20 protein-coding genes and 1 pseudogene are annotated in these 23,292 nt (G+C 70.4%); 13 read left to right on the top strand and 8 right to left on the bottom strand.

The annotated features are described in order from the left end of the window. Positions 1–118: 118 nt before the first annotated feature. Both ACWCPW_RS47705 and ACWCPW_RS47700 read right to left on the bottom strand, forming a co-directional pair. The gene (locus tag ACWCPW_RS47705; RefSeq protein WP_449767909.1) at positions 119–619 is read right to left on the bottom strand and encodes a hypothetical protein; all 501 of its coding nucleotides are present in this window, start codon (positions 617–619) and stop codon (positions 119–121) included. After that, positions 559–978: a helix-turn-helix domain-containing protein gene (locus ACWCPW_RS47700; RefSeq protein WP_449767908.1), complete on the bottom strand. Its 420-nt coding sequence runs from the start codon at positions 976–978 to the stop codon at positions 559–561. Before ACWCPW_RS47700 ends, ACWCPW_RS47705 begins: the two co-directional genes overlap by 61 nt. Positions 979–1,113: 135 nt before the next feature. Here ACWCPW_RS47700 and ACWCPW_RS47695 point away from each other — a divergent pair, with 135 nt between their 5' ends. Further along, entirely contained in the window at positions 1,114–1,299 is a 186-nt protein-coding gene (locus ACWCPW_RS47695; protein ID WP_449767907.1) for a hypothetical protein, read from the top strand. 252 nt (positions 1,300–1,551) lie between these two features. Here ACWCPW_RS47695 and ACWCPW_RS47690 read toward each other — a convergent pair whose 3' ends face one another. After that, entirely contained in the window at positions 1,552–3,189 is a 1,638-nt protein-coding gene (locus ACWCPW_RS47690) for a flavin monoamine oxidase family protein (RefSeq protein WP_449767906.1), read from the bottom strand. Between the two features lie 288 nt (positions 3,190–3,477). Further along, positions 3,478–3,900, bottom strand: a pseudogene (locus ACWCPW_RS47685) (hypothetical protein); the annotation flags it as partial. 53 nt (positions 3,901–3,953) lie between these two features. Here ACWCPW_RS47685 and ACWCPW_RS47680 point away from each other — a divergent pair. Continuing rightward, a complete protein-coding gene (locus ACWCPW_RS47680) occupies positions 3,954–4,157 on the top strand; it encodes a hypothetical protein (protein ID WP_449767905.1) in 204 nt (67 codons plus the stop codon). A gap of 493 nt (positions 4,158–4,650) precedes the next feature. Here ACWCPW_RS47680 and ACWCPW_RS47675 read toward each other — a convergent pair whose 3' ends face one another. Beyond that, complete coding sequence (locus ACWCPW_RS47675) at positions 4,651–5,025, bottom strand: hypothetical protein (RefSeq protein ID WP_449767904.1); 375 nt, start codon at positions 5,023–5,025, stop codon at positions 4,651–4,653. A gap of 1,342 nt (positions 5,026–6,367) precedes the next feature. On the opposite strand from ACWCPW_RS47675, the gene ACWCPW_RS47670 reads away from it, so the two are divergent. From ACWCPW_RS47670 to ACWCPW_RS47635, 8 genes are all read left to right on the top strand, one after another. Continuing rightward, positions 6,368–7,360, top strand: a complete 993-nt coding sequence (locus tag ACWCPW_RS47670; protein ID WP_449767903.1) for an ATP-binding protein — start codon at positions 6,368–6,370, stop codon at positions 7,358–7,360. A gap of 736 nt (positions 7,361–8,096) precedes the next feature. Then, positions 8,097–8,885, top strand: a complete 789-nt coding sequence (locus tag ACWCPW_RS47665; protein ID WP_449767902.1) for a hypothetical protein — start codon at positions 8,097–8,099, stop codon at positions 8,883–8,885. A gap of 775 nt (positions 8,886–9,660) precedes the next feature. After that, complete coding sequence (locus ACWCPW_RS47660) at positions 9,661–11,241, top strand: NACHT domain-containing protein (protein WP_449767901.1); 1,581 nt, start codon at positions 9,661–9,663, stop codon at positions 11,239–11,241. 89 nt (positions 11,242–11,330) lie between these two features. Continuing rightward, entirely contained in the window at positions 11,331–11,798 is a 468-nt protein-coding gene (locus tag ACWCPW_RS47655) for an SRPBCC family protein (RefSeq protein WP_449767900.1), read from the top strand. Between the two features lie 677 nt (positions 11,799–12,475). Beyond that, positions 12,476–13,804: an NAD(P)/FAD-dependent oxidoreductase gene (locus ACWCPW_RS47650; protein WP_449767899.1), complete on the top strand. Its 1,329-nt coding sequence runs from the start codon at positions 12,476–12,478 to the stop codon at positions 13,802–13,804. 5 nt (positions 13,805–13,809) lie between these two features. After that, the gene (locus ACWCPW_RS47645) at positions 13,810–14,583 is read left to right on the top strand and encodes a DUF1365 domain-containing protein (RefSeq protein WP_449767919.1); all 774 of its coding nucleotides are present in this window, start codon (positions 13,810–13,812) and stop codon (positions 14,581–14,583) included. Further along, the gene (locus tag ACWCPW_RS47640; protein WP_449767898.1) at positions 14,580–15,854 is read left to right on the top strand and encodes a class I SAM-dependent methyltransferase; all 1,275 of its coding nucleotides are present in this window, start codon (positions 14,580–14,582) and stop codon (positions 15,852–15,854) included. The genes ACWCPW_RS47645 and ACWCPW_RS47640 overlap by 4 nt, the downstream gene beginning before the upstream one ends. Before the next feature lie 103 nt (positions 15,855–15,957). Further along, the gene (locus ACWCPW_RS47635; protein WP_449767897.1) at positions 15,958–16,803 is read left to right on the top strand and encodes a DUF1295 domain-containing protein; all 846 of its coding nucleotides are present in this window, start codon (positions 15,958–15,960) and stop codon (positions 16,801–16,803) included. Between the two features lie 1,083 nt (positions 16,804–17,886). On the opposite strand, the gene ACWCPW_RS47630 is transcribed toward ACWCPW_RS47635, so the two are convergent. After that, positions 17,887–18,057, bottom strand: coding sequence for a DUF5670 family protein (locus ACWCPW_RS47630; protein ID WP_449767896.1), 171 nt, complete (start codon positions 18,055–18,057; stop codon positions 17,887–17,889). A gap of 23 nt (positions 18,058–18,080) precedes the next feature. Between ACWCPW_RS47630 and ACWCPW_RS47625 the strand changes: the two genes are divergently transcribed. Then, positions 18,081–18,920 (top strand): SpoIIE family protein phosphatase, encoded by an 840-nt coding sequence (locus ACWCPW_RS47625; RefSeq protein WP_449767895.1) that lies wholly within the window; start codon positions 18,081–18,083, stop codon positions 18,918–18,920. Between the two features lie 82 nt (positions 18,921–19,002). On the opposite strand, the gene ACWCPW_RS47620 is transcribed toward ACWCPW_RS47625, so the two are convergent. Beyond that, positions 19,003–19,602, bottom strand: coding sequence for an ATP-binding protein (locus tag ACWCPW_RS47620; RefSeq protein ID WP_449767894.1), 600 nt, complete (start codon positions 19,600–19,602; stop codon positions 19,003–19,005). Positions 19,603–20,061: 459 nt separating this feature from the next. On the opposite strand from ACWCPW_RS47620, the gene ACWCPW_RS47615 reads away from it, so the two are divergent. Together ACWCPW_RS47615 and ACWCPW_RS47610 are read left to right on the top strand one after the other, a co-directional pair. Beyond that, positions 20,062–20,931, top strand: coding sequence for an RNA polymerase sigma factor SigF (locus ACWCPW_RS47615; RefSeq protein WP_449767918.1), 870 nt, complete (start codon positions 20,062–20,064; stop codon positions 20,929–20,931). Positions 20,932–21,116: 185 nt separating this feature from the next. After that, positions 21,117–22,343 (top strand): phospholipase D-like domain-containing protein, encoded by a 1,227-nt coding sequence (locus ACWCPW_RS47610; RefSeq protein ID WP_449767893.1) that lies wholly within the window; start codon positions 21,117–21,119, stop codon positions 22,341–22,343. Between the two features lie 765 nt (positions 22,344–23,108). Here the strand turns inward: ACWCPW_RS47610 and ACWCPW_RS47605 are convergent. Further along, the coding region (locus tag ACWCPW_RS47605; RefSeq protein ID WP_449767892.1) for a hypothetical protein at positions 23,109–23,292 on the bottom strand (184 nt) is incomplete at its 5' end.

The raw sequence follows: 23,292 nt of genomic DNA, 5'->3' as shown, positions 1-23,292 counted from the left end.
GCACGCGTCGTCGTTCGGGGAGGACCCGAGCAGCGTCACGAATTCCTCCGAGGTGATGATCTCCATGAGATCCCCAACAGCCTCGGGCTCTGACGCTCGGGTTCGATTCGCTGGTCGGTCAGTCGAGTTCGTCGAGGATGAGGTGCCAGGGGTAGGCGTGGAGGTGGTCGCCGCCGGTGCCGGGTTCGTGGAGTGCGTACACGTCGGGCCCGTACAACACTCTCACGCCCCACGTGCGCAGCTCCTCGATGCTCCGCTCGGGCGCCGGCTCACCCGTGGCAAGCCGATCGGCGGCGAGCCGGTTCAAATCGTGGGCGGCATCGCATCTGCCCTTCGCCAACAGCGCGTTCGCCACCCGATACGCGCCCGCCCCCGTCAACTGCGGATCACCGGAACGCTCGCTCGCCGCGAGCGAACGATCCGCCGCGAGCCACGCCAACTCGTTCTCGCCCAGCTTGCGCAACCTGGACGAGGCGATCCGATACGCCTGCGCCGGCAACCCCGAAAACCTCCGCCGCGTCGTCGCCGCGCCGGCGACGGCGGCCTGCGCCCGATCGATCAGATGCGGCAACGTCCGACCCAGCGTGCCGTAGTCGGTGCCCGCGAACGCCACCCACACGTAATGCACCCCGATCCGCAACCGCCCCCGATCCGCAACCGCCCCCGATCCACCACCGCCCCCGCATCCGCCGCGAGCCGGTGGTCGTACCGCTCCAACGCCCGCCGGATCGCCGCCACCTCCACCCCGTCCGCACACATGTCGCCGTCCCGCACCAACTCCCGCCCCGACAGCACCCGCACATCCACCCGCAGCGCCTCGGCCACCGCGTCCAACACCGGCAAACGCTCCAACGCCCGCTCACCGGACTCGACCTTCCGCATCCAACTCGCCGACCTCCCCAACCGGATCGCAAGCTCACGCTGGGACACACCCCGCCGCTCCCGCCAATACGACCGCGTACGCGCCGCGCACGGCACGCGACCGGGTCGTGCGGTGGTTGATCGGCTGGGGCGTGCGCGATGGGACCGTCCTGGACCCGGGGGCCGGGGAGTCCGCTGGTCTGGAGGGCGGCGCAACACGCTGCTGATGCAGCAGGTCCTCGCCGATCCGAAGTGGCCCCGGAAGCTCACCGAGGCGGACCGGCGGCGCTGTCACCGCTGTTCTGGACCCACGTGAACCCCTACGGCAGGTTCGAGCTGGATTTGAACAGCCGCCTGGAACTGGACCCGACCGCCACCGCGGTGACGGTGCCCGCCCCGCGCAGCCCGCAGGGGGAGGCGGCACCGGCCCAGGTGTGACGCCAGGGTGGCGGCGAAGTCCTCGGCGCGGGCGAGCTGGGTCCGGAGCTTGCGAGTACGAGAACCGGGTCAGCGCACTCACTCCCCGACCGTGATCGTTCTCAGCGTCAACCGCTTACCAGTCCCGATGCCGAGGTCCACGGCGGACCTGGCTTGAAGTTGGATCAGACGGTGCAAGGTGCGGAGGTTCCGCCTGTCAGACGGCCTGTCGGGGCCCGGCTGTGTAGGCCGGGCCCCGAGCGTGTGCTGTGGTCAGAGGCCCTGGGTGAGGAAGGTGGCGTCGGGGACCTGGACGGTTTCGGGGGCGGTGCGGGGGAGGAGACCGAGGATCTGGGCTGCGACGTACTGGGCGGACATCATGGCTCCTTCCTGCCAGCCGGGCAGGGGGGATGCCTGGTCGCCGACGACGTAGAAGCGGCCGTCGCCTTCGGGCTGGAGGAGCTGCTTGTAGGCGACCTGGTGACCGGGGTCGGCCGGGTCCCAGTCGGCCCAGCCGCCGAGCTGGTGGGGCACCTTGTGCCAGGCGATGGTCACCCCCAGGTCCTGGGGCACGGTGGTCTTCTCCAGGAACTCGCGGTGCAGCTGTGCCGCTCCGTCCCGGGCCAGGCGCAGCCGGTCGCCCGGCGCGAGCTTGCCCATCTCCTCGGCGTGGTCGCCGAAGTTGTACGCCCCGGTGAGGGTGCCCGTCTGGGAGAAGTAGTCGTTGGACGGGTACCAGAACTGGGTGATGGAGTGGTCGGTGAAGCTGATGCCGCCGTAGATCTGGTTGTGATCGTCCTCCCAGAACCTGCGGTTGGCCTGCCAGCCGACCTTGCATGTCGGCGCGAAGCCCACCGCGTCCACGGCGTTGCGGAACTCTGTGGAGAAGCCGGTCAGCGTGAGCTGCTTGAGCACCGGGAGCGGGATGTTGCTCACGCAGTAGTCGGCCGACGCCGTCAGCTCTTGGCCCCCCGAGCGGTAGGTGACGCTGACCCCGTCGCCCGTCAGATCGACTGACGTGACCTCGGCCTTGAGTTCGACTGTCGCGTTGTACTCGGAGCTGATCCGCTCGGTGAGAGCGTGGACGATCTTGTCCATGCCGCCGACCGGCTGGAACATCGTGGCCTGCCACAGGTAGTCCACGGGCTGGTAGAAGCGGTGCTTCCAGAACTCCGACGCGACCAGGTCGGCCAAGGCCAGCGGGGGCGCGGGCCGGGGAAACTCCTGGACCTCCAGGGGCTCGGCGTAGCCCGAGCGGGTGGAGCCGTGGTACTCGCCCTCCTCGTCCAGGTCGCCGAACTTGCGCAGCAGGTCCCGCAGCAGACCGGTGAACTCGTCTCCGTTGGTCAAGGTGGCGGCAAGGAGCGCGGCGAGGTGGCCGCGGGTGTCGTTGGCGATCCGCCGGTTGCGCCAGGGCCGGCCGGGCGGGGTGTGGCCCGCGCGGTGCACGACGTTCGCCGTGGTCTCCATGATGTACGGCTCCAGCGCCACCCCGAGGTCGGTGCAGTACTTCAGGACGCGGCGGTGGTGGTACGGGATGCGGCCGGGGCCGAGGTTGAGGTAGAGGCCGTTGTCGAAGGCGCAGGTGTGGGTCAGGACCGGGCTGTCGCCCTCGCCGTTGAGTTCGTAGAGCTTGTCGCCCTTGCGGGCGGTGCGGTTGCGGCCGCCGGTACGGGTCTGGGGCTCCAGGACCGTGCACCGGTAGCCGAGCCTGCCCAGTTCGTAGGCGGCGGTCAGTCCGCCGACCCCCGCGCCGAGGATCAGCACCGCCTTCTCCTCGCCGGCCGCCGCGCGTGGTGCGGCGGCGAAGTCCGGGGCGGTGCCTTCGCCGGAGCTCAGCGGGCCGGCGAGGCCGGACATGGCTTCGTAGAGCGCCTGTGCGGACGGATCAGCCGGCGTGCGCGTGGTCATGGATCACCTTTCGGGTCAGGTGCAAGGGGTGCCGCTCCCGGTTCGTCCGGCTCCTGTGGCCCGCGCGGTGCCCAAGCCCGGAAGGACCCGCCGCGGAATGTCTCCGAAGGAGACGAGACCTGGCCATGAAGGGCCGCGCGAAGTGCGGGTTCGGCCTGCGCAAGCGCTCATTCCCTATATCCCGGAAGCGGACGCCGACCGTCCGGGTGAGCGCACGAGACAGAGGCTGACACACACCTGGCGTACGCCCGCGCACGGTCTGTATCGGACAACCCTCAAGCTTGTTGTTCAACCCATTCTTCGGGGTTTGGTGCCTTTGTTGTGGTGGCTGGGTCGGGTGTATGGCTCGCCGGTTTTGACGATTCGTCCGACGTCGTGGCGGGGTGCCGGTCTGTGGTTCCTCGAGCCTGGCGGTCGCCCGGGACCAGGGGTGGAGGGTTTGGGTGCGCCGGCCGGACGTGCGGGGTCTTCGAGCGGAGGTTCCTGAACCCTCTGCGGACTCGGGCCGGGGTCAGCCGGTTCGGTTCGGCGGTGGTCGACTCGGAGCCGGATGATCGTTCCGGAGATCATCGGCATGTCGCCGTCGAACCCTTCCCATGCGCTGCGTTGGGTCAGCCGTGGGTGAAGGCGGTCCCACGCACTTGCTGCCGCGGTGCCGTAGCGGGTGGTGGTCGTGGTAGTCGTGGCCTGAGGCTCGCCCCAGGTTTCGGGTACGCGCCGACCGCGAAGGCCGGGCCGTCAACTACTGGCGCACCGTCCCGATCGTGGTCACCACCCTGCCCCGGCTGCTCGCCGCCGGCCCGGCCGCGCCCATATGGCACCGCGTGGGCCACGCCGCCCTAGAACCGCTCGCCGTCGCGCTCGACGACCCCGACGGCCGGCGCCGGGCCGACGTCGAGGCCCGCGAACGCGTCGCCCGACTCCGGGCCACACCACCACCGTTGCCCGACCCATGGGGCAGCACCTGAATCCCGCGCCGACCTCGCCTCGCCCGAAGGCGAATTCATGAAACCGGGGCATCGGCGGGCCTGTCGTTCGGCCCGTCGTTGCCCGGGCACCGACCGCGCCCGCTCGAATGTTGGCGGACGTGGACTTGTGAGTGGATCTCGCCACGACCGGATGTCAGTGATTCAGCGTTTGGCACGGTCTCGGATGGTGGAGGCCGCGAGGCCCAGGAGGACGGGTGCGAGGTAGCGGGACGCTGTCGGTGGCCGGGGCTTTCGATCGGATCGGGCGTTTCGGCTCAGGACTCGGCGAGCGCGGCGAAGACGTGGAAGACGGTTCGGCCGCCGGGGGGTGTCCGGGTACTCGTGCAGCGAGTGGAAGGAGTTGGGGCACAGGCTCGGCGGCGTTGAGGCCCGCCCGGGTCGGCGCGGTTCGATGCCGGGTCCTTCGACTGCCCTGACGAACTCGGTCGGAACCACTCTCCGGTGAGGGCCTCGCCGCCGGCCTGTGGCCGTTTCAGGACTTGTCGAGAAGAACGGCGGAGATCGCGTCGTTGAGGCCGAAGACCGTGTCCCAGGCCCCGCCTTCCTTGAGGTTGCCGATCTGCTGTCCGGGTTCGATGCGCATGGCCACGGAATCCTCCGCCTTGGCCTTCGCCTTCAGGATGTCGATGTCGCCGTGCCGGCTCAAATACAGACCGTACTTCGTCCTGTTCACCACGCTGGTGGCACGGTCGTTGAAGCCGTGGTCCCCCAGCCTGCGGACGCTCTCGTCGCCGAGGAGGCACTCACCCCAGCCCTCGTCGTGGTTGAAATCGGCGTCATCGAACAGGGCCCAGAATCCATCCGGGACATTCTCCGCCCCCTTGAGCTTCTTCTTTTCGACGGTCATGCCACGATTCCCTCCTTCGGCGGCCGGGCCTGCAAGGAGACCCGACCACAGCGAGCCTCGCCACCCGAAACGGGGTGGCGAGCAGGCGAGCACCGGACCGGCGCCCGCGACCCGGCCCATCCCCGCCCGCGCGCACCTCCACCACCCACACCACTCGAACGGGCGAGTGGTTGTCGTGGTCGCGTGGTTCGACCCAGGGCTTCGGCGCCGAGGTTCGGGAAGTCGACGACGGCCTGTGGCCGGGATTCGTCAAGCGCCCGCCGTCGCCACCTACAAAGCTCGTTGCAGAAACGCCGACCACTGTCGAAGGCGAAGAATGCGACAGCGCGTCGGCCTGAACGACCTCGCGCGGCTTGCTGTGCCCGGACCCGGCCCGCAGTCGACGACCCCATGGACCGCCTGTTCGATCATCGGATCGAGGTCATCGCCGACCGGATTCGGCGGGGCCAGACGTGACGACCCGTCCACGGGTCGCCGGCCTTCCCCTCCGCCGGCTCCCGTGAGACGCGGCAAAGGCGTCGACCGCACACGCGGTCGACGCCTTCTCCTTCATCCCGTCGCGGGGCACAGCCCGCACAGCCGCCGACAGCGAATGTATGGACCCCGCGAACGGCCCCTACCCACCGGGCCGGCAACCCCCGCCGAAGCGCGGGAACTTCACCCCAAAGAGACGGATGCGCCCTCAAAGAAAGCGACTTCGCCGTCGACCCGGATGGGTGGCCCGCGCGCCGCCGCTCGGACCGCCCGGGACCATGTCCGCGTCGGGGTTCTCCAGGGCGCGGACGATGGCGTCGACGGCTTCGCGCTGGTGCGGACGCAGCGGCGACGGCGGCAGGGGCCGGCGCGCGGGATGTGGTGGGGTCTCGGTCGGGAAAAGCGGCAAGGAATGCTGCACGGTTTCTCTCTTCACGTGGCCGGGTTCCCGGACCGTGTCGTGCTGTTGTCTCGGTGTTGCTTCCGGTGGTACCGGCATTCTCGCGAGTGTCGTGCCGAAGGGGGACCGAGAACGAACACGCCGATCGGCAAAGCGTCCACTTTGCTTGCACGCGTACGACGAGGCCGCCGCCGTGCGCCGTCGAGCCGGAGGCCTCGTTCGCCCCGGGCATTCGATGTATCGAATCACCCCCATCGATTCCGTCCATGGGTCGGATCGGATACATGACGGGTTCGGGGCAGGACGGTCGTCGGACGCGGCGCCCGGCGGGCCGGGGGCGACGTTCACCGCGGCTCGGGCGCGCGGCGTCCCCGTCACCGCGCGACCCGATGGCGTTGGTCGCCGAGGGCGTGGTCGAGGAAGCCTTGCGGGGCCGGTAACGGCCACGACGCGCTCTTCGACCGCGAGTTGTCCCGCAAGCCGGTGCTGCTGATCGGCATCGGCTCGGACCTGGCCGTGATGGAGGCGATGGGCACCTACGGACGCCCGTTCCACCAGCGCGCCACCGAGATGGTCGTCCCCCGGCTGAACCCGCGCGAGGTCGCCGCCATGCTCGACCTTCCCGCGGCCGAGGCCTTCGACGCGTACCTGGCCACGGGCGGCCTGCCGCTGCTGTGCGCGGAATGGGAACCGGGCACGGACACCGACACCTACCTCGCCACCTGCCTGGCCGACCCGCTCTCGGCCCTGGTGGTGTCGGGCGAACGCAGCCTTGCCGCCGAATTCCCCACCGAGGCCCAGGCACGCCGGGTCCTGGAGGCGATCGGCAGCGGGGAACGCACCTTCACCAACATCGCCCGCGCCGCCGGCGACATCCCCGGCGCCGGCCTCACCCGCGCCCTCACCCTCCTGACCCACAAACGCATCGTCGCCGCCGAGACACCCCTGTCGACCAAACCCGCGAACAAGCACACCCGCTACCGGGTCACCGACCCCCACCTGCGGTTGTGGCTGGCCTTCGTGGGCCCGCACCTCGCCGAGATCGAACGCGGCCGCGGAGACCGCGCCAACCGACGCCTGCGCGCCTCGTGGAACAGCTGGCGCGGCCGCGCCGTCGAACCCGTGGTACGCGAGGCCCTCGCCCTGCTCCCGCCCGAACGCCTCCCCCCGGGATGCGAGGCGTTCGGCGGCTACTGGACCCGCACCAACGATCCCGAGATCGACATCGTCGCGGCCGACCGCGCACCCATCGCCAAACACGTCGCCGCCGTCGGCTCCATCAAATGGCTCGAAGGCGCGGCGTTCGACCACCGCGACCTGGCCGCACTGACCGTCCGCCGCGACCGCCTCCCCGGAGCCGGCCCCGACACCCCGCTGATCGCCGCCAGCCGCTCCGGCACCACCACCCAAGGCATCGACTACGCCTACGGACCCCAAGACCTGCTCACCGCCTGGGAATAGCGGGGACCCCGAGCGTTCTGGAACCGGCCTTCACGGGCGACGCCTCGTCACGAACGGCACCGAACACCACCTCGCCGACCCCCACCCGCGGGGAACGCGGCGCGTGTGATGGTCGCCGATGGTCATGCCGTCTCGCTTCCGGAGCCGAGGGTGTAGCGCCCCTGGCCGAGACCGGCGTGGCCACGGCTTGGGCGCGATGCTCTGTGGCACGGAGTCGGGGGAGGCTCCGTAGCGGTGAGGACGGGTCGCGAGGTTCTGTTCTCGTGCTCGCGCGGGCGAGGGCCTGGGCGAGGGCGGCACGGCTGGCGCCCAGGGGTGCGGCTCCCTCCGACGCAGTGTTCGTCGAGGCAACGAAGCAGGCGGGGTTCGCGGTCTCCGGGTTCGCCCGCCACGCACCACCCGTGCCCGCCACGCACCACCCGTGCCCGCCGCGCCGGTCCCGGGCCCGCTGCCCACTGCACCGTCCGTGCTCCCGGCCGCGGGCGGCTGCGCCGTCACCGCTGTCGAGATCGACGCTGACCACGCCGGCCGCCCCCGCGCCGACCTCGCATCGATCGTGGTGGGGGCTTGGCCGTGCCGTCGGCCCTTGGGTGGTAGGTCATGCGGCCCGTTCCGGTCGGCCGGGTCTCGCGGCGGGTTCTCGTGCGATTGCCTTCTTGGTCGATTCACTCACGTCGTCGGATTCCGGCCGGTATGACAGAGCGGGTGCGTTGGACGACGATCGAGGAGGGGCGGGGTGGAAGGTGTGCGCGCGGTCGTGTTCGTGCTGCTGGGCGGTGTGGCCCTGGTGGTCTGGAGGCGGAGCAGGTATCCCGGGGGGTGGGCTTTCGCTTTCGACGCGCGTTACGCGGACGATCGAGAGGATCTGGCCCGGGCACGGCGGGAGTTGCGTGGGGTGCAGAAGAAGTCCGGCAAGCTGGAGGCGGCCGCGCGGGAACGGGTCGATGCGGAGAGCGCCGAGTACGACCGACGGGTGGACGCGCTGAAGCGGGCGGTCGAGGATCTCCGCGATCCGGGCCTGGGCGTGCGGCTGACAGGTCGGGTCGGCGAACTCGTGCTCTACGAGCACGCGGTGGTCTCGTCCGGCGCGGGGACGATTCCGCTCGCCGGCCTCCAGGCTCGTTTCGAGTCCGGCCGACACACCCATTCCGTCTACCTGACTCGGCCCGACGGCAGGGTGCACCGGGCGAAGTACCCTCATCGTCCCGTGCCGGCGGCGACGGACGAGGCGGAGAGGGTGCAGTTCTTCGACGAGGACCTGGTGCGGGACTTCGTGGTGGAGATCCAAAATGCCGTGGCGGACGAGAACGATTTCCGATCCCACCTGCCCGCGTGGCTCGAACAAAGACGGGAAGAGCTGGCCGAGGCTCGGCACGACACCGCTTCCCTGGACGCGGCCCGTCGGTACCTGTCCCAGGTCCTGGCCAGTCAGAGCCGCGACCCCCACCGGAAGGCGGCCCTCGTCGAACTGAGCGAAGCGTGTGACCGGTGGCAGGAACTCACGGGTCACCGACCGTCGGAGTAGCAGACTCCTGCCCCGGGCCCGGCCGGAGCAGGACGGACGTGCCCCCGCAAACCCGTGATTCTTTTCGAGACGCCCGGGATCTCGCTGGTGAGGAAGCCGTGGTGCTACGGGATGCGTCCGGCGTCCGGTTGCCGCCGCCACTGCCATCGCCGGCGTCCGGCGAGGAGACGGCGGGCGTCCTGCAGGGGCTCGTCTACATCGGGACCCGCTCTCGCCACCGGCGAGTTTGTCGTGGGAAGTCGGGGGTGTTGGGACCCTTGCGAGGGCAACAGTTGTGAACCGGCATCGTCTTTCGGCGCGCGTGCGAGGATGAGCGGGTGGCGACAAGTGGCGGTGCGACGCAGTCGCGGGCATCCGTACCGACGACGTTGAGGGTTCCGCCCACCGGAGGCGTCGCCTCTCCCGTCGCGACGAAGGCGGCCTACCTGCCGCTGGGTGACCTGGCGTGGGAAGACGTGGAACGGTTGTTCCTCCGCCTCGCGGAGCGCGACGGCCAAGCCGAGTACGCCACCTTGTACGGCACCGCAGGGCAACGACACCGGTACACCACACCCTGCAGTCCAAACGCCTTGCGAATCTGACCGCCGCTCAAATCAAGACGGCAGTCGACAAGTTCCTCAAGGGGGAGTGGGCCCAAACCTCCCGGACCTTCATCTTCGCCACCACCCATTCCCTGCGGCCCACCGCACTGGCGAACGAGATAGACCGGCAAAAAGATCGTCTGGAGACGATACACATCACCCTGGAGCCCTGGGGCAGTGAAAGCGTCCGCGAGATGCTGCGAAAGCTGCCCGAGGACGTCGACGACTTCTTCGGCCGGGCGTGGGTGGAGGCGTTCTGCGGCAGCCACACCGCAGCCGCCCTGGCGGGTCGATTGCCCGGCGGTGACGTGACCCAGCTGCGTTCCGGGCTGCGCCATCTGTATCGGACAGCGTTCGCCCTCCAGGATACCGGTGCCGCGCTGCGCACGCCGACTGCCGCATCCGGCCCCGTGGCGCCGCTGGAGTTCGTCTCTCTCGACATCACCGATACCGGCATCGACGCCAAGGCCGAGCCTGCGCCCGACGACGCGCGGCCGGATCCGCCACCGAAGCCTGATCCCTGGGGCTTGCCCCCGCCGATGTACAGCGTGGCGGCCCGCGAAGGTGTCGACTGGCAGCCAGGGAGGTCGTCCGGTCGGGATGACGGGGTGTTGCTGCCGCCCCTGGACGCGATGTTGGGGCAGGCGCGTGTCGACGGCGCCTTGCGTGTCGACGTCACGCGGATGGCCTGCGACACATGGCTGGCCGACGGGAACCGGTCCGTCGTGGTCGGCGGTCCGGGCGCGGGCAAGTCGAGTCTGCTGCGACACATGGTCTCCGATCTCCTCGACGACACACCGCGCTCTGCGGCGCTGGCAACGAAGTTCGGGTCGCGCCTGCCCGTGTGGCTGCCCTTCTCCTTTCTCTGTGAGCACTTGAGGGAGAACACACAGCATTCGATCGAGTCCGCCACCCGGGCATGGCTCACCCGTTACTCCGCCCAACACCTGCACGACCTCGTTGCGCGGGCCTTGGCCGACAACCGCCTGCTCCTTGTGGTGGACGGCCTCGACGAATGGACGCAGGAAGACACCGCCCGCCCCGCACTGGCGCTCCTGGAGAACTACGTCTGCAGCCGAGACGTCGCCGCCGTGGTTTCGACCCGCCCATACGCGCTTCCCAGGCTGACAATGCTGGCAGGCCGGCGTGTGGGAAACCTCGCACCGCTCTCCGCCGCCCAGCAGAAGCGCATGGCCCACGCGGCCTTCTCCTCTCAAGCCGCCGCGCAACAGACGCAACCTGCCGGTCACTCCCGGGATCGCGTCGACGGGGCGAACCTGATCAGCGGAACCACGAGGCACTTCTGGGAGGAACTCGACGCGGTCGCCGACCTGCGGGCCCTCGCCGCAGTACCGTTGTTCCTCCTGATGCTCGCCGGCATGTGGTCCAGCGGACCTTTGCCGACCCGGCGCATGGAAGCGTACCGGCGCCTGGTGAGCGTGCTCCTCGACGAGCATCCCGCCATCCGGCGACGCGACGTATGGCGACCCCAGACCGGCATCGAGGTTCGCGAACTCCGCCAGGTGCTCGCAGCTGCCGCCTACAGGCTGCGCAGCTCAGAGACCGGTCCCTTCGCCCGGAAACCCGGGCCGCCCAGCGCGCAAAGACGCCCGGAGCCGACCCACCGTGGAGGCCCGGCGACCGCGAGTGGCTCCTTGGCCTGCTCGACAAGGACGACAGCGGACTCGACCTGTGGTCCGGGATCACTCCCGAACTTGTCGCCGAAGCCGCCTACGGTGACACCCAAGTCCGGGACCACTGCCTCGCCATCTTGACCAAGTCACCCGGTGTCTTCGGATCAGACGATCTGGCCTGGGCAATATTACGACACTCCTTCCCCCACGATCGAATAGTCATCGACTGGGTGGCCTCACAGCTCGCCGGTGATCACACTGTCCGAGACGTACAACGCACGTTCACCGTCCCCCGCCCGCTGGACGAGGTCGTCCCCTATCTGCGGGATTTCGCCCACGCCGTGCACTGGGACCCCGGCACACGCGAGTGCACACGGATCGACACCGGCCCCCTCGGGGTGGCGTCCCGATGGCACAACGTCTCCGAGTTCCGCGGCCGACGCACCGAACTCGACTACGAACTCACCCGCTCCGAACCCGCGCGACTCACCTTCGTCGGCACCAACAAGACGGCCACCTCCATCGATGACATCGCCTTGGAACCGAGTGGGAACACTACCGTGGTCACCTACCGTTCCCACGTCCGCTTTCACGGCCTGGCCCGACTTGCGGACCCGTTCCTGCGCCGCGAGTTCAAGCGTCTGGGGGACGAACTGGTTCACACTCTGCCCCGGGCCGTGACCGACCGACAGGGCTGAGCTCGACGCGGCATCGTCCAGGGGTGATCGGGAAGAGAGCGGCTGCGGGGGAGGCGGTCCGATAGGAGGCGGTGCCGGGGCGCGGCGGACCGGCACGCGGCCTGCACGACGTGCTCCGGCAAGCGGGTTCGACCCCGCGACCGCGACCGGACCCGCCGATTGGTGCCCGGTGCCCGCGAAGCACACGCACGACAGCCTCCGCGACGGTCCGGTCACCGCGTTTTCCCGATCACCCCCTGGACGGTGGCGGCACTGCTCGCCGATCCGGTCGTTGGGCACCGGCACGAACCTCACCACAACCCGGCGCCGCCGTTGACGTGGATCAGGTTTCCCACCCGAAAGGATCGGGAAGCTCGAACGGCGCACCCGGCCGAAGAGCCCGCCCAGGCGGACAGGAGAAGGCCCGCTCTACGACGATACCGAGGACACGACGTTGCCCTTCCGCCGCTCGGCAAGCGCCACGCCGTCGGCCGAGGTCGTCGAAGAGTCGCATCTCGACCCGAGGAGCGGGACACGACGCACCGGCCGGCGGCAGGTCATCGGGCGCGGCCGGCCGGCCTTGGCGGTCCGTGCGATACGAAAGTCGGGCCAATCCGCGCGCCGGTCGGCCCCGAAGAACCCGTACAGGCGACCGCGGCGACCGCGACGCGGTCACGACGCGAGGGGCGATCGCATCGATGTTCGACACCGTCTCCACCTCCGGGGGCCATCCACCCGCTCGCGGTGGCGCGCGCAGACGCCGGGTGGCGGTGGTGGGCTCCGGGGTGGCCGGGCTCACAGCCGCGTACGAGTTGTCCCGGGCGGGCATCGACGTCGAACTATTCGAGGCCGACGGGCGCCTGGGCGGCCACGCGCACACCCAGACGGTCGTGGAACCCGACGGCCGGGTGTCGGCGCTCGACACCGGCTTCCTGGTGCACAACGAGCGGACCTACCCGCACCTGATCCGACTCTTCACGGAACTCGGCGTCCGTACCCGGGACAGCGACATGAGCATGTCGGTGCACTGCGACGGGTGCGGCCTCGAATACGCGGGCGCCCGCGGCCCGATCGGGCTGCTCGGTCGGCCCGGGGTCGCGCTGCGTGGCAGGTATCTGCGGCTGCTCGCCGAGGTACCACGCTTCCACCGGGCGGCCCGCCGCCTGCTCGCAGACCCCGCGGCAGGTGATCCCACCCTTCGCGAATTCCTCGCGACCGAGCGGTTCTCGCCCTACTTCGCGAACCACTTCATCACCCCGGTGGTCTCGGCGGTGTGGTCCTGCGCCCCCGACCTGGCCGGCGACTACCCCGCGCGCTATCTGTTCGTCTTCCTCGCCAACCACGGCATGCTCGGCGTGAGCGGCTCGCCCACCTGGCGCACGGTCGTCGGCGGCTCCCGCACCTACGTGGACAAGATCGCCGAGCGCCTCACCGCCGTGCACCGCCGCGCACCGGTCCGGGCGGTACGTCGCCACATCGAGGGCGTCACCGTGGTCACCGACGCCGGACACCACACCCGAGTCGACGCCGTCGTCATCGCCACCCACGCCGACCAGGCGCTGCGGCTGCTCGCGGACCCGACCCCGGACGAGCGGGAAATCCTCGGCGCCTTCACCTACTCGCGCAACCCCACCGTGCTGCACCGTGATTCCACTGTCCTGCCCGACGCGCGGTCGGCCCGCGGCTCGTGGAACTACCGCATGCCCCACTGCAGCGCGCCCTCGGACCGGGTGCGGGTCACCTATCACCTCAACCGACTGTTGCGCCTGGACACCGCCGGCGACTACCTGGTCACCCTCAACGAGGACCCGCGACACCCGATCCCCGGGCATCTGGTGCTCTCTCGCACCGTGTACGAGCACCCCGTCTACACCGCGCGCGCCGTCGCCGCCCAACGTCGCCTGCCCGAGCTGACCACCGGCCGCACGGCCTTCGCCGGCGCGCACCACGGCTGGGGTTTCCACGAGGACGGCTGCCACTCCGGCGTCGTGGCGGCCCGATCCCTGCTCGGGGTGAGCGCGCCGTGAACACGCTGCCCGGACCCTGGGGCGCCGTCCTCTACGACACCCGCATCACCCACGTGCGCGCCACGCCCCGCCGATCCGCCTTCCACCATCGCGGATACCTGTGGCTGATCGACCCGGACCGGCCCCCGGTCGTGCCCCGGCCGCTGCGATTCCTGGCGCGATTTCGGCCGAGGGACCACACGCAGGACGCCGCCCACCCGGGACTGACGATCCGTCAGGACCTGGAGCGCCACCTCGCCGCGCGAGGCGTGCGACTCGGCGCCGGCCGAGTGCTGATGCTCACCCAGGCGCGGTCCCTCGGGTACGTCTTCAACCCGCTGACGGTGTACTGGTGTCGGGACGACGAGGGCCGTCCGCTGTGCACGGTCGCCGAGGTACACAACACCTACGGCGGCCGACACCGCTACCTGCTGCGCCCCGATGCCGCCGGCCGTACCCGGACACCCAAGGAATTTCCCGTCTCGCCGTTCTTCCCGATCGACGGCCACTACCGGATGGTCCTCCCGGAACCGGGCCGGCGCCTCGACCTGACCGTCCACCTCGAACGCGCGGGCGGTCGAGCCTTCACCGCCGGCGTCCACGGCATCGGCCGGCCCGCCGGCCCCGCCGCCCTGCTGCGGGCCGCGCTCACCCACCCCTTCGCCACCTGGGCCGTCGGCCTGCACATCCGCTACCGGGGCGTACGCCTGTGGCTGCGCGGCCTCCCCGTGCACCCCGGGCCCGGCTCCGACCCATCGACCGAGAACCCCACGCCCACGGAAGAGGTGCCCACCCCGTGACCACACAGGCCCCGCCGACGCCTGTCGTCCACCCCGACCGTTGGCCCGACGTCGCCCGTGTACCGAACGTCCCACTGCGTGCGGCCGTCGCCGAACGCCTCCTGTGCCGCGTCGCCGCCCGACGTGCCCTCCACATCGAAGGTCCCGACGGCCGCACCCTGTGCCCGGCCCCATCCGGCGCGCCGGTGCTGCGTCTGAACCGTCCACGCGCGTTCGCGCACCGCGTTGGCGAGAGCGGGCTGATCGGCTTCGGCGAGGCCTATCAGGCAGGCGACTGGGACAGCCCCGACCTCGTCGCCCTCCTCACCACGCTCGCCACCGCGCCGCAGACCCTCGTACCCGCGGTCGCGCAACGGCTGCGGCGGCTCTACGTGCGACGTCCGCCGCGCGAGGACCTGCCCACCGCGGCGAACGCCCGACGCAACATCCACCGCCACTACGACCTCTCCAATGAACTGTTCGCCCTGTTCCTCGACTCGACCATGACCTACTCCTCGGCACTTTTCCCGACCGGCCCCGACACGAAGCCGACGGCGACTCCCGCGGGCTTGTCCGCCGCGCAACACCGCAAGATCGACCGACTGCTCGACCTCGCGCACGTCGGCCCCGGCACCCGGGTGCTGGAAATCGGCACCGGCTGGGGCGAACTCGCGGCGCGCGCCGCGGCCCGCGGCGCCCGGGTGGTCAGCCTTACCCTCTCCGAGGAGCAACTTGCCCCGGCCCGGCGGCGGATCGCCGACGCCGGACAGGAACACCGGGCCGAGGTGCGGCTCTGCGACTACCGGGAAGCCGAAGGCATCTACGACGCCGTGGTCAGCGTCGAGATGATCGAGGCAGTCGGCCGGCCGTTCTGGCCCGACTACTTCACCACGCTCGACCGCCGTCTCGCACCCGGCGGCCGGGTCGCCCTCCAGGCGATCACCATGCCGCACGACCGAATGCTCGCCGCCGCCGACACCCACACCTGGATCCTCAAGTACATCTTCCCCGGGGGCCTCATCCCGTCCGTGCGGGCGATCACCGAGAGCGCCGCCTACCACACCCGGCTTCGGGTCGTGAGCGTCCAGGCGTACGGACCGCACTACGCCGAGACCCTGCGACTGTGGCGCGAGCGCTTCACCACACACACTCGGGACATCGCCGCCCTCGGCTTCGACGAGGTCTTCCGGCGCACCTGGGAGTTGTACCTCGCCTACTCGGAAGCCGGATTCCGCAGCGGCTACCTGGACGTCCACCAACTCGTGCTGACCCGCGAGGAATCGACGGCATGAACGCGACGACACACTCGGCGATCCGTCCGACGTCTCGACCGGGCGAATCGTCCACGCTCTCCAGGGATCGAGTTCTCGCCACCCGTCGATACGAGGAGCCACCGTGAACGAGGGCGCCTTCGCGGCCAACCTCGCCGTCACCGCCGCGGTCGCCCTCGGCGTCTTCCTCGCCGCGTTCATCGTCGGTGCGCGCACCGGGCGACACCGAGGCGTGGATGTCGCCTGGGGGTTGGCGTTCGCCGCCGTGGCGGCCACCGGGTACGTCCTGTCCGATGGGCACGGGGATCCGACGCGTCGAAGACTGGCCACCGTGCTGGTCGTGCTGTGGGGGACTCGATTGTCCGCACACATCTGGTGGCGAGCCAGGGGCGCACCGGAGGACCGCCGCTACGCCCGCATGCTCTCGCGGGCCCCCGAGGGCCCGGCCCGCACCCGATACGCGCTGCGGATGGTCTACCTGCTCCAGGCAACCATCGTGTGGTTCGTTTCGCTGCCAGTGCAGGCAGCGCAGTACGTTTCGTTCGCACCCGGCGCGCTCGCCTGGGCCGGTAGCGCCTTGTGGGCGGTCGGCCTGTTCTTCGAGGCGGTGGGGGACCGGCAGCTCGCGCGGTTCAAGTCCCGGCCCGCCAACCGGGATCGGATCATGGACCGCGGCCTGTGGCGCTACACGCGCCACCCGAACTATTTCGGCGACGCCTGTGTGTGGTGGGGTCTGTTCCTGCTCGCCGCCGACACGACCGTCGGTTGGGCCTTCGTCCTCAGTCCGCTGTTGATGACCTACCTGCTCGCTTTCGGCAGTGGCAAGCCGATGCTCGAGCGGCAACTGGGCGCAGAGCGACCCGGTTGGGCCGAGTACGCCAACCGCACCAGCGGCTTCCTGCCGCTGCCGCCCCGCAGCGCTCCGACCAGCGAAACAACCCCGAAGCCACGGCGGCGATTCTCCCGATGACCTGGCTCACCCGCGATGTGGATCGGCACGAGGACCCCGGCCCGCGCGTGCCGCCATCGCCGCCGACGAGGTTCCGTGGGAGTTCGGGTCTCTCCGGTGGCGCGTTCGGGGACATGTCGTCCACGCGTGGTGCCTGTCGCGCTCCTCATCGCGGTTGTACGGGTGGACGTGCCGACGACGCGGCCGATCGGCCGTGCCCGTGTCGACGTCGCTGTCGATCCGTGTCAGCGAACCCGTGGGCGAGGACGTCGACCTGACGTCGAACGTCGTGGAACACCTCTACCGGGACATGCTCGACTTCCCGAGCAGGCCGTCGTCATCGAGAACGGGAACCCGCCGCCCGACGTGATCTCCCGCGCCCGCGCCGCCGGCGCCGGATCGAAAAGACCCGGATTCTTCCCGATGCCGAACGCCGGCCACCGACGGACCGCATCCGAGGCCCGATCCGGCCGCGTGCCGCCCGATCGTGGGTCGGGCCGGGCACAGCCGGATCGGTGATTCGATGGTCCGCTGCAAGCGCCATCGGTCCGCCCGACGATGCGAAGACGACGACTCCAAGGTCCGTCGCGCGCCGCGCAGAGGGCACTCCCCACCCCGACCGACCCCGACACCGGCCGGCTCCGAGCCCGGAAAGGCGATCCGCGACGATGCACACCCAGAACGAATCCTCTCCGACCACGACGGTGGGCACCTACACCGAACCGGTGGACAGGGTCCGTCTCGAAGGGGCCTACCGCACCCGGACCCAGGCCGAGGACGCGGTTCGCGTCGTGCTCTCCGGGCTGGGCCGCCAACTCGCCGGACGAGAGCGCCTGGACCTCGCCCGGCTCCCCCCTCGAGGCCGCCCTCCTGCTCACCTCGCACACCGCCGAACCCCGACCCTCCAGCGGCGCCCTGGGGGCTGGAGCGGGGGCGGCCTCGCAGGATGCGCCCGGCCGAGGAAAGCCGTTGGCCGTTCGCGCGGCAGGCCGCGACGCGCCCGTCGGGGGCAGGAGACGCGCAGCGTGCGAGGGGTGGTGCCCGACTCGGAGGGTCGGGCACCACCCCTCGCACGCGTTGCGGTATCGCCCGGAGGCCGCGCTTCTACCAGCGGTACCAACGGCCGCGGCCGCCTCCGGCGCCGGCCGAGCGGAAGACGAAGCCCAGAGCCCACACGACCAGGACGATCACGGCCAACCACCACAGCGCCTTCAACGCGAAACCGGCGCCGAAGAGGATCAGAGCAAGAAGCAGGACCAGCAGCAGGGGAGTCATTTTCGTCTTACCTCCGACCCGTCGTGTCCGTCACGGACCCGCTTGTGCCCCGCCTTTCGGGCTGCACGCCTGCGAAAGGCGTTCTTTTGGCCGGGCGCGATCCGGAACGGGACGAACGCCTTTCCCGCCGGCGAATCCGGCGCGGAGTGCGCCGCACACCGCGCAGACGTTCACCCCTCGACCGTGCCACCCGAAGGCCCTCGCGAAGTGCGTCCGCAATAGCGGTCGTCGCGCCCGACCCGGGAGGCGTCGAGGCCATCCCCTTTCTCCAAGGCTTCTGTTGGTGTCGTCGGAGCCTTCCACGCGCTCTCGTGCGGGACCCGGTCGCCGCACACATTGCCCAGGCGCCTGTCGAAGGAGGCGGAAGGCAGGCCGTGAGGGCATCGCCGGCCGCGAGATCGACCTGTAGACGACGCGCATCCGTCGTAACGGCCCCAGGCTTCCGAGCGGGCGCCGATACTCGAATTTGGAAGACGGGCGGAGGGCACGACGGAGGAGGGTTCGTCTCCAGCGCCGGGGCAACTCTGCGGCCAACGCAGGAGGGGCGACTCGTGGATCCCGCTCGCCAACGACCCGCCCCGGGTGCGTGCGGGGTTCGCCGAGGGAGCGATTTCCTTGCTCGCTCGGCGCTCGGGATACGTTCGGTTCGGCTCGCCGACGGCGTCATCGAGGCCCACAACCCCCGGGGCGAGGTCTTCGGCCCGGACCGCGTTCGTCGACTTCGCCATCCGCCACATAGCGACGGCCCGGCCGCGCCCGAGACCCTGCGCCGCCTCATCCGGGCGATCCGCGAATGCCACCACCGCCGTCTCCGGGACGACGCCACCATCCTGCTCCTGATATGGCACTGCGCCGGTACCTGATCACGGCGAGCCGGGGAACCACCCCGTGCCCGGCCCGGCGCCCACTCCCCGGGTCAATCCATGGCCAGGACGTCCACCGGCATCAGATGCGAAGCCCCGCGCCCATCCGCCGCACGTATCGCATTGCCGCCGGCTCCCACCCGCGCGCCGACGAGCGGATCGCGCCGACCCGCCGTCGCACCCACACCCGCGATCGAGGCGGTCGGGATCCTCCGCGGGCCGCAGCCAAGCCTGCCAGGCCCGCCCGGCGTCCCCGGTGAAGGACCGCACGAATCGAGGCGGTTGCGGATCGGGCGCGCTCCGGCACCGGGGTGGCGGCTCTTGCCGGGGCGGGGCCGTCGATGTCGGCCCAGACGGTCTTGCCGGCTCGGCGCGCCCGAACGCCCCAGTCGGTGGTGAGGGTGTCGAGGATGTACAGGCCGAAGCCGCCCTCGTTCTCGGCGCCGGTGTCGCGTTGGGTCGGCATCCGGGGGTCGGCGTCGGTGACGGACAGCCGCACCCCGCGCCTGGTCCGGCGCAGGAACAGGACCACGTCTCCGACGGTGTGCACCTGTGCGTTGGTCAACAGTTCCGACAGGACCAGGACGGTCACCGCGGCGCGGTCCTCGTCCCAACCCCAGTCGGCGAGAGTGGTCCCCACAGCTTTGCGGGCCAGGGCGGCGGCGCCGGACTGTCGTGGCACGCGCCGGCGGACGATGCAACGACGAAGTCGAATCATGACCTTCCTCCGGGCACGGGCCGACGGCGGACGTGAGTTGGGTTCGACCTTGGCATACGGGCCCGGGCGCGCAATGACTCGCGCGGGTTCCCGTCCGGACGGTCCACGAGCGCGGGATCCGAGCAGGAGGCCACCAACCCACCGCAGGGGCTGTGACCTAGCCGTTCGTACCCCACCCGCGATCCTTCCCCGAGGCCGACACCGTCGTGCCCGCACACCTGCCCGGCGGCCCGCGCCTCAAGCGTCACCGATCGAGTGATTGGCGCTCGACGCCGTGAACGCCGCATCGGATGTCGACCCGGCGGGACGAGGGACGCGTCACTGCCGGCGGCGCGGAATCCGACCCCCGAACGGGTGTACGCCCCACGATGTGGGGCACAATGCTCCGGCTTGCAGTCGACCCGAAAGCAGGAGGACGCCGAGATGAACCGCACCGCCGCGACCGCCTTCCCGGCCCCCGACGCGACCGCGACCGCCGCCGAGGACGGCGCGCTCGTCGATCTGCCGTTCGTCGACGACCCGGGCGGTGTCTCGGCGACCGACGCGCGGGCGATGTCGAAGGTGTTGTTCGACCGGCTGCGGGTGTTGGAGGAGGGGACGCACGAGTACCAGTACGTGCGCAACACCCTGATCGAACTCAACATCCCCCTGGTCCGGTTCGTCGCGGGGCGGTTCCGCTCGCGTCCGGAGACCACGGAGGAGATGGTCCAAGTCGGCACGATAGGCCTGATCAAGGCCATCGACCGCTTCGACCCCTCCTACGGCGTCGAGTTCCCCACCTTCGCCGTTCCCACCATCTCCGGCGAGATCAAGCGCTTCTTCCGCGACACCTCCTGGGCCGTGCACGTCCCGCGACGTCTGCAGGAGTTGCGCCTGGAACTGGCCAAGGCCCGCGACGCGTTCACCACCGAACGCGACCGCGAACCCACCCCCGCCGAACTCGCCCACCGGCTCGGTATCGGCGTCGAGGAAGTCGTCGAAGGCCTCGCCGCCGCCGCGGGCTACACCGCAACCTCCCTCGACGCCCCGGCCGGCGACGACGGCCCCACCGAGGTCCACGCCTCCCGCGCCTCGTTCGTCGACCCCGGATACGACCTCGCCGAGAACCTGTACGCCCTCAAGCCGCTGATCGCGGCCCTCCCACAGCGCGAGCGCGAGATCCTGTCCATGCGCTTCGGCCAGGACCTGACCCAGTCCCAGATCGGCGAGCGCCTGGGCATCTCCCAGATGCACGTCTCCCGCCTCCTGGCCCGCACCCTGACCGGACTGCGCACCCAACTCCTCGCCGACTGAAACCCGATCGGGGTACGTGACGCGCGGGGAACGACCGCGTCGCCTCGTTCGCGACCGCGCGTGGCGAACTTCCCACGCACCGCATCGGCCGAGTCGTTGCGATGAACACGGGCACCATCACCCCGCTGCTGATCTGTCCGCGGATGGCCGACGCGCTCGCCATCCCAATTGTCGGAAGGTGTCGCATGAGCATTCGGGAGAACACGGAACACGCCGACGCCACCGACGTGACGGCTCGGCGCGATGTACCGGATGTACCGGCCCGCAAACAGCGCCTGCGACGGCGACTGGAGCGCCTGCTGGGAATGGCGGCCACCGAAGGCAACGAACTCGTACCGTTGCGCAACGGTGATGCGATCTTCCCCGCCATGCTCGACGCGATACGCGGCGCCGAGCACACCATCGACATGATGACCTTCGTCTACTGGCGAGGTCGGATCGCCCGCGACTTCGCCGCCGCGCTCGCCGACCGGGCCAGGGCAGGCGTGCGGGTGAGGCTGCTCCTCGACGGCTTCGGCGCCAAGGAGATCGAGCGGGACCTCCTCGACGTCATGGACGACGCCGGTGTACAAGTGGCCTGGTTCCGCAAGCCGTTGTGGCTGTCGCCGTTCAAGCAGAACCATCGCTGCCACCGCAAGGCCCTCGTCGTCGACGAGCACACCGCCTTCACCGGCGGCGTCGGCATCGCCGAGGAATGGTGCGGCGACGCCCGAACCCCCGACGAGTGGCGTGACACCCACGTCAAGGTCCGGGGCCCGGCCGTGGACGGGATCGCCGCCGCGTTCGCCCAGAACTGGGCCGAATGCCACGACGAACTCTTCGACGACCGCGACCGCTTCACCGGACACGACCAGGTCGGGACCTCGATCGTCCAGGTCGTGCGCGGCTCGGCCGGCGTCGGATGGCAGGACATGCAAACCCTCATCCGCGTCATGCTCACCTCCGCCGAACAACGTTTTCGCCTGGCCACCGCCTACTTCGCCCCGGACGCCTACTTCGTCGACCTGCTGTGCGCCACAGCCCGCCGCGGCGTCACGGTGGAAATCCTGCTCCCCGGCCCCCACACCGACCAACGTGCCTGCCAACTCGCCGGCCAGCACCACTACAGCCGACTCCTCGAAGCGGGCGTGCGCATCCGCCAGTACCAGCCGACCATGATGCACGCCAAGATCATGACCGTGGACGGAGTGGCGTCGCTGATCGGCTCGACCAACTTCAACCGCCGCTCCATGGACCACGACGAGGAAGTCATGCTCGCCGTCCTGGACGAGGCATTCACCGCGGAACTGGACCGGGACTACGACGCGGACCTCGAACGCAGCGTGACCATCGATCCGGACCGCTGGCAGCGTCGGCCCGCCGGGCAACGCCTGCGGGAGACGGCGGTCCTCCCCATCAGGCGGTTCCTGTAACCACCCGAAACGATCGATCCGAAACGATCGATGGTGCCGCGCACCGACCGAGACCTGCGAGATTCGCGCAAGAGCGACGTGGGCGCGCCCCGGCACCCCTACGCCGTCTCCGCGCCGTTCACGACCACCGAGCCGGATCACCGGGCCGATCCTCCCGGGCAGGCCGGCAAGAGCGCGGCCCGACGGCCGGACGGGGTGAGCGGGCGTCGGACCGCGCGAGCGTCGACCACGGGGAAAGCCGGCGCCAACGGACGACTTTCCCAGCCACGGAAGGCAACACGTCGGGACTTCGGGTAATCACGGCCGTCACCCGAGCGGCCGCGTGGCGAACCATGCGCACGCATCCTTCGGTGCGGGGAGACGTCCTTCCTTCTCGCCCTGCCCGAGGCCCTGCCGAGGCACGACGAACAACGGCTCGTCTCCTCACCCGTTCCCCTCCGGCGGCGCGGACCCCGACAGCCGGCGGGGCCGGGCGAGGCGCCTCACGGGAGGTCGAATATTTGAAAGCGGCCCGCCCGGCGTATCCGTTCTTCATCGTCAACAGGTCCAAGCACGTCCAACGCCGCGATCCGCTGCGCCGGCAACTTCGCCCGGCGCGCCCCGGGGTGGCCACCGGCCCCGAGCCGAACGTCCTCGCCCATCCGTCGAACACGGTCGCGGTCTCGCCGTGCCCGCGCGGGACTTCGAGGGCCCCGAGAATTCGCCAACGCCGTCAACGGCACCGCGGTAGAGCGGGCGGGAGGCGGCCGGCGGATTCCGTCGCGGTCACGTATGCATGGTGCCGGGGAGTCCGGCGAGCACGCCGATGGTTGCGCGTTCGGCGGGCTCAAGCGTCATCGCCGCGTTCAGCAGGGCTTCCAACTCGCCGCGCAGACCGCACACCTGGGCCCGATCCAGGGCTGGCTGACGGTATGGGCGGGCGAGGTCGAGATCGAGCGCCGCCCCGACC

This window comes from Embleya sp. NPDC001921 (assembly GCF_053594475.1).
The sequence above is the reverse complement of the archived record's forward strand: the minus strand, read 5'-3'. Positions and strand labels throughout refer to the sequence as shown.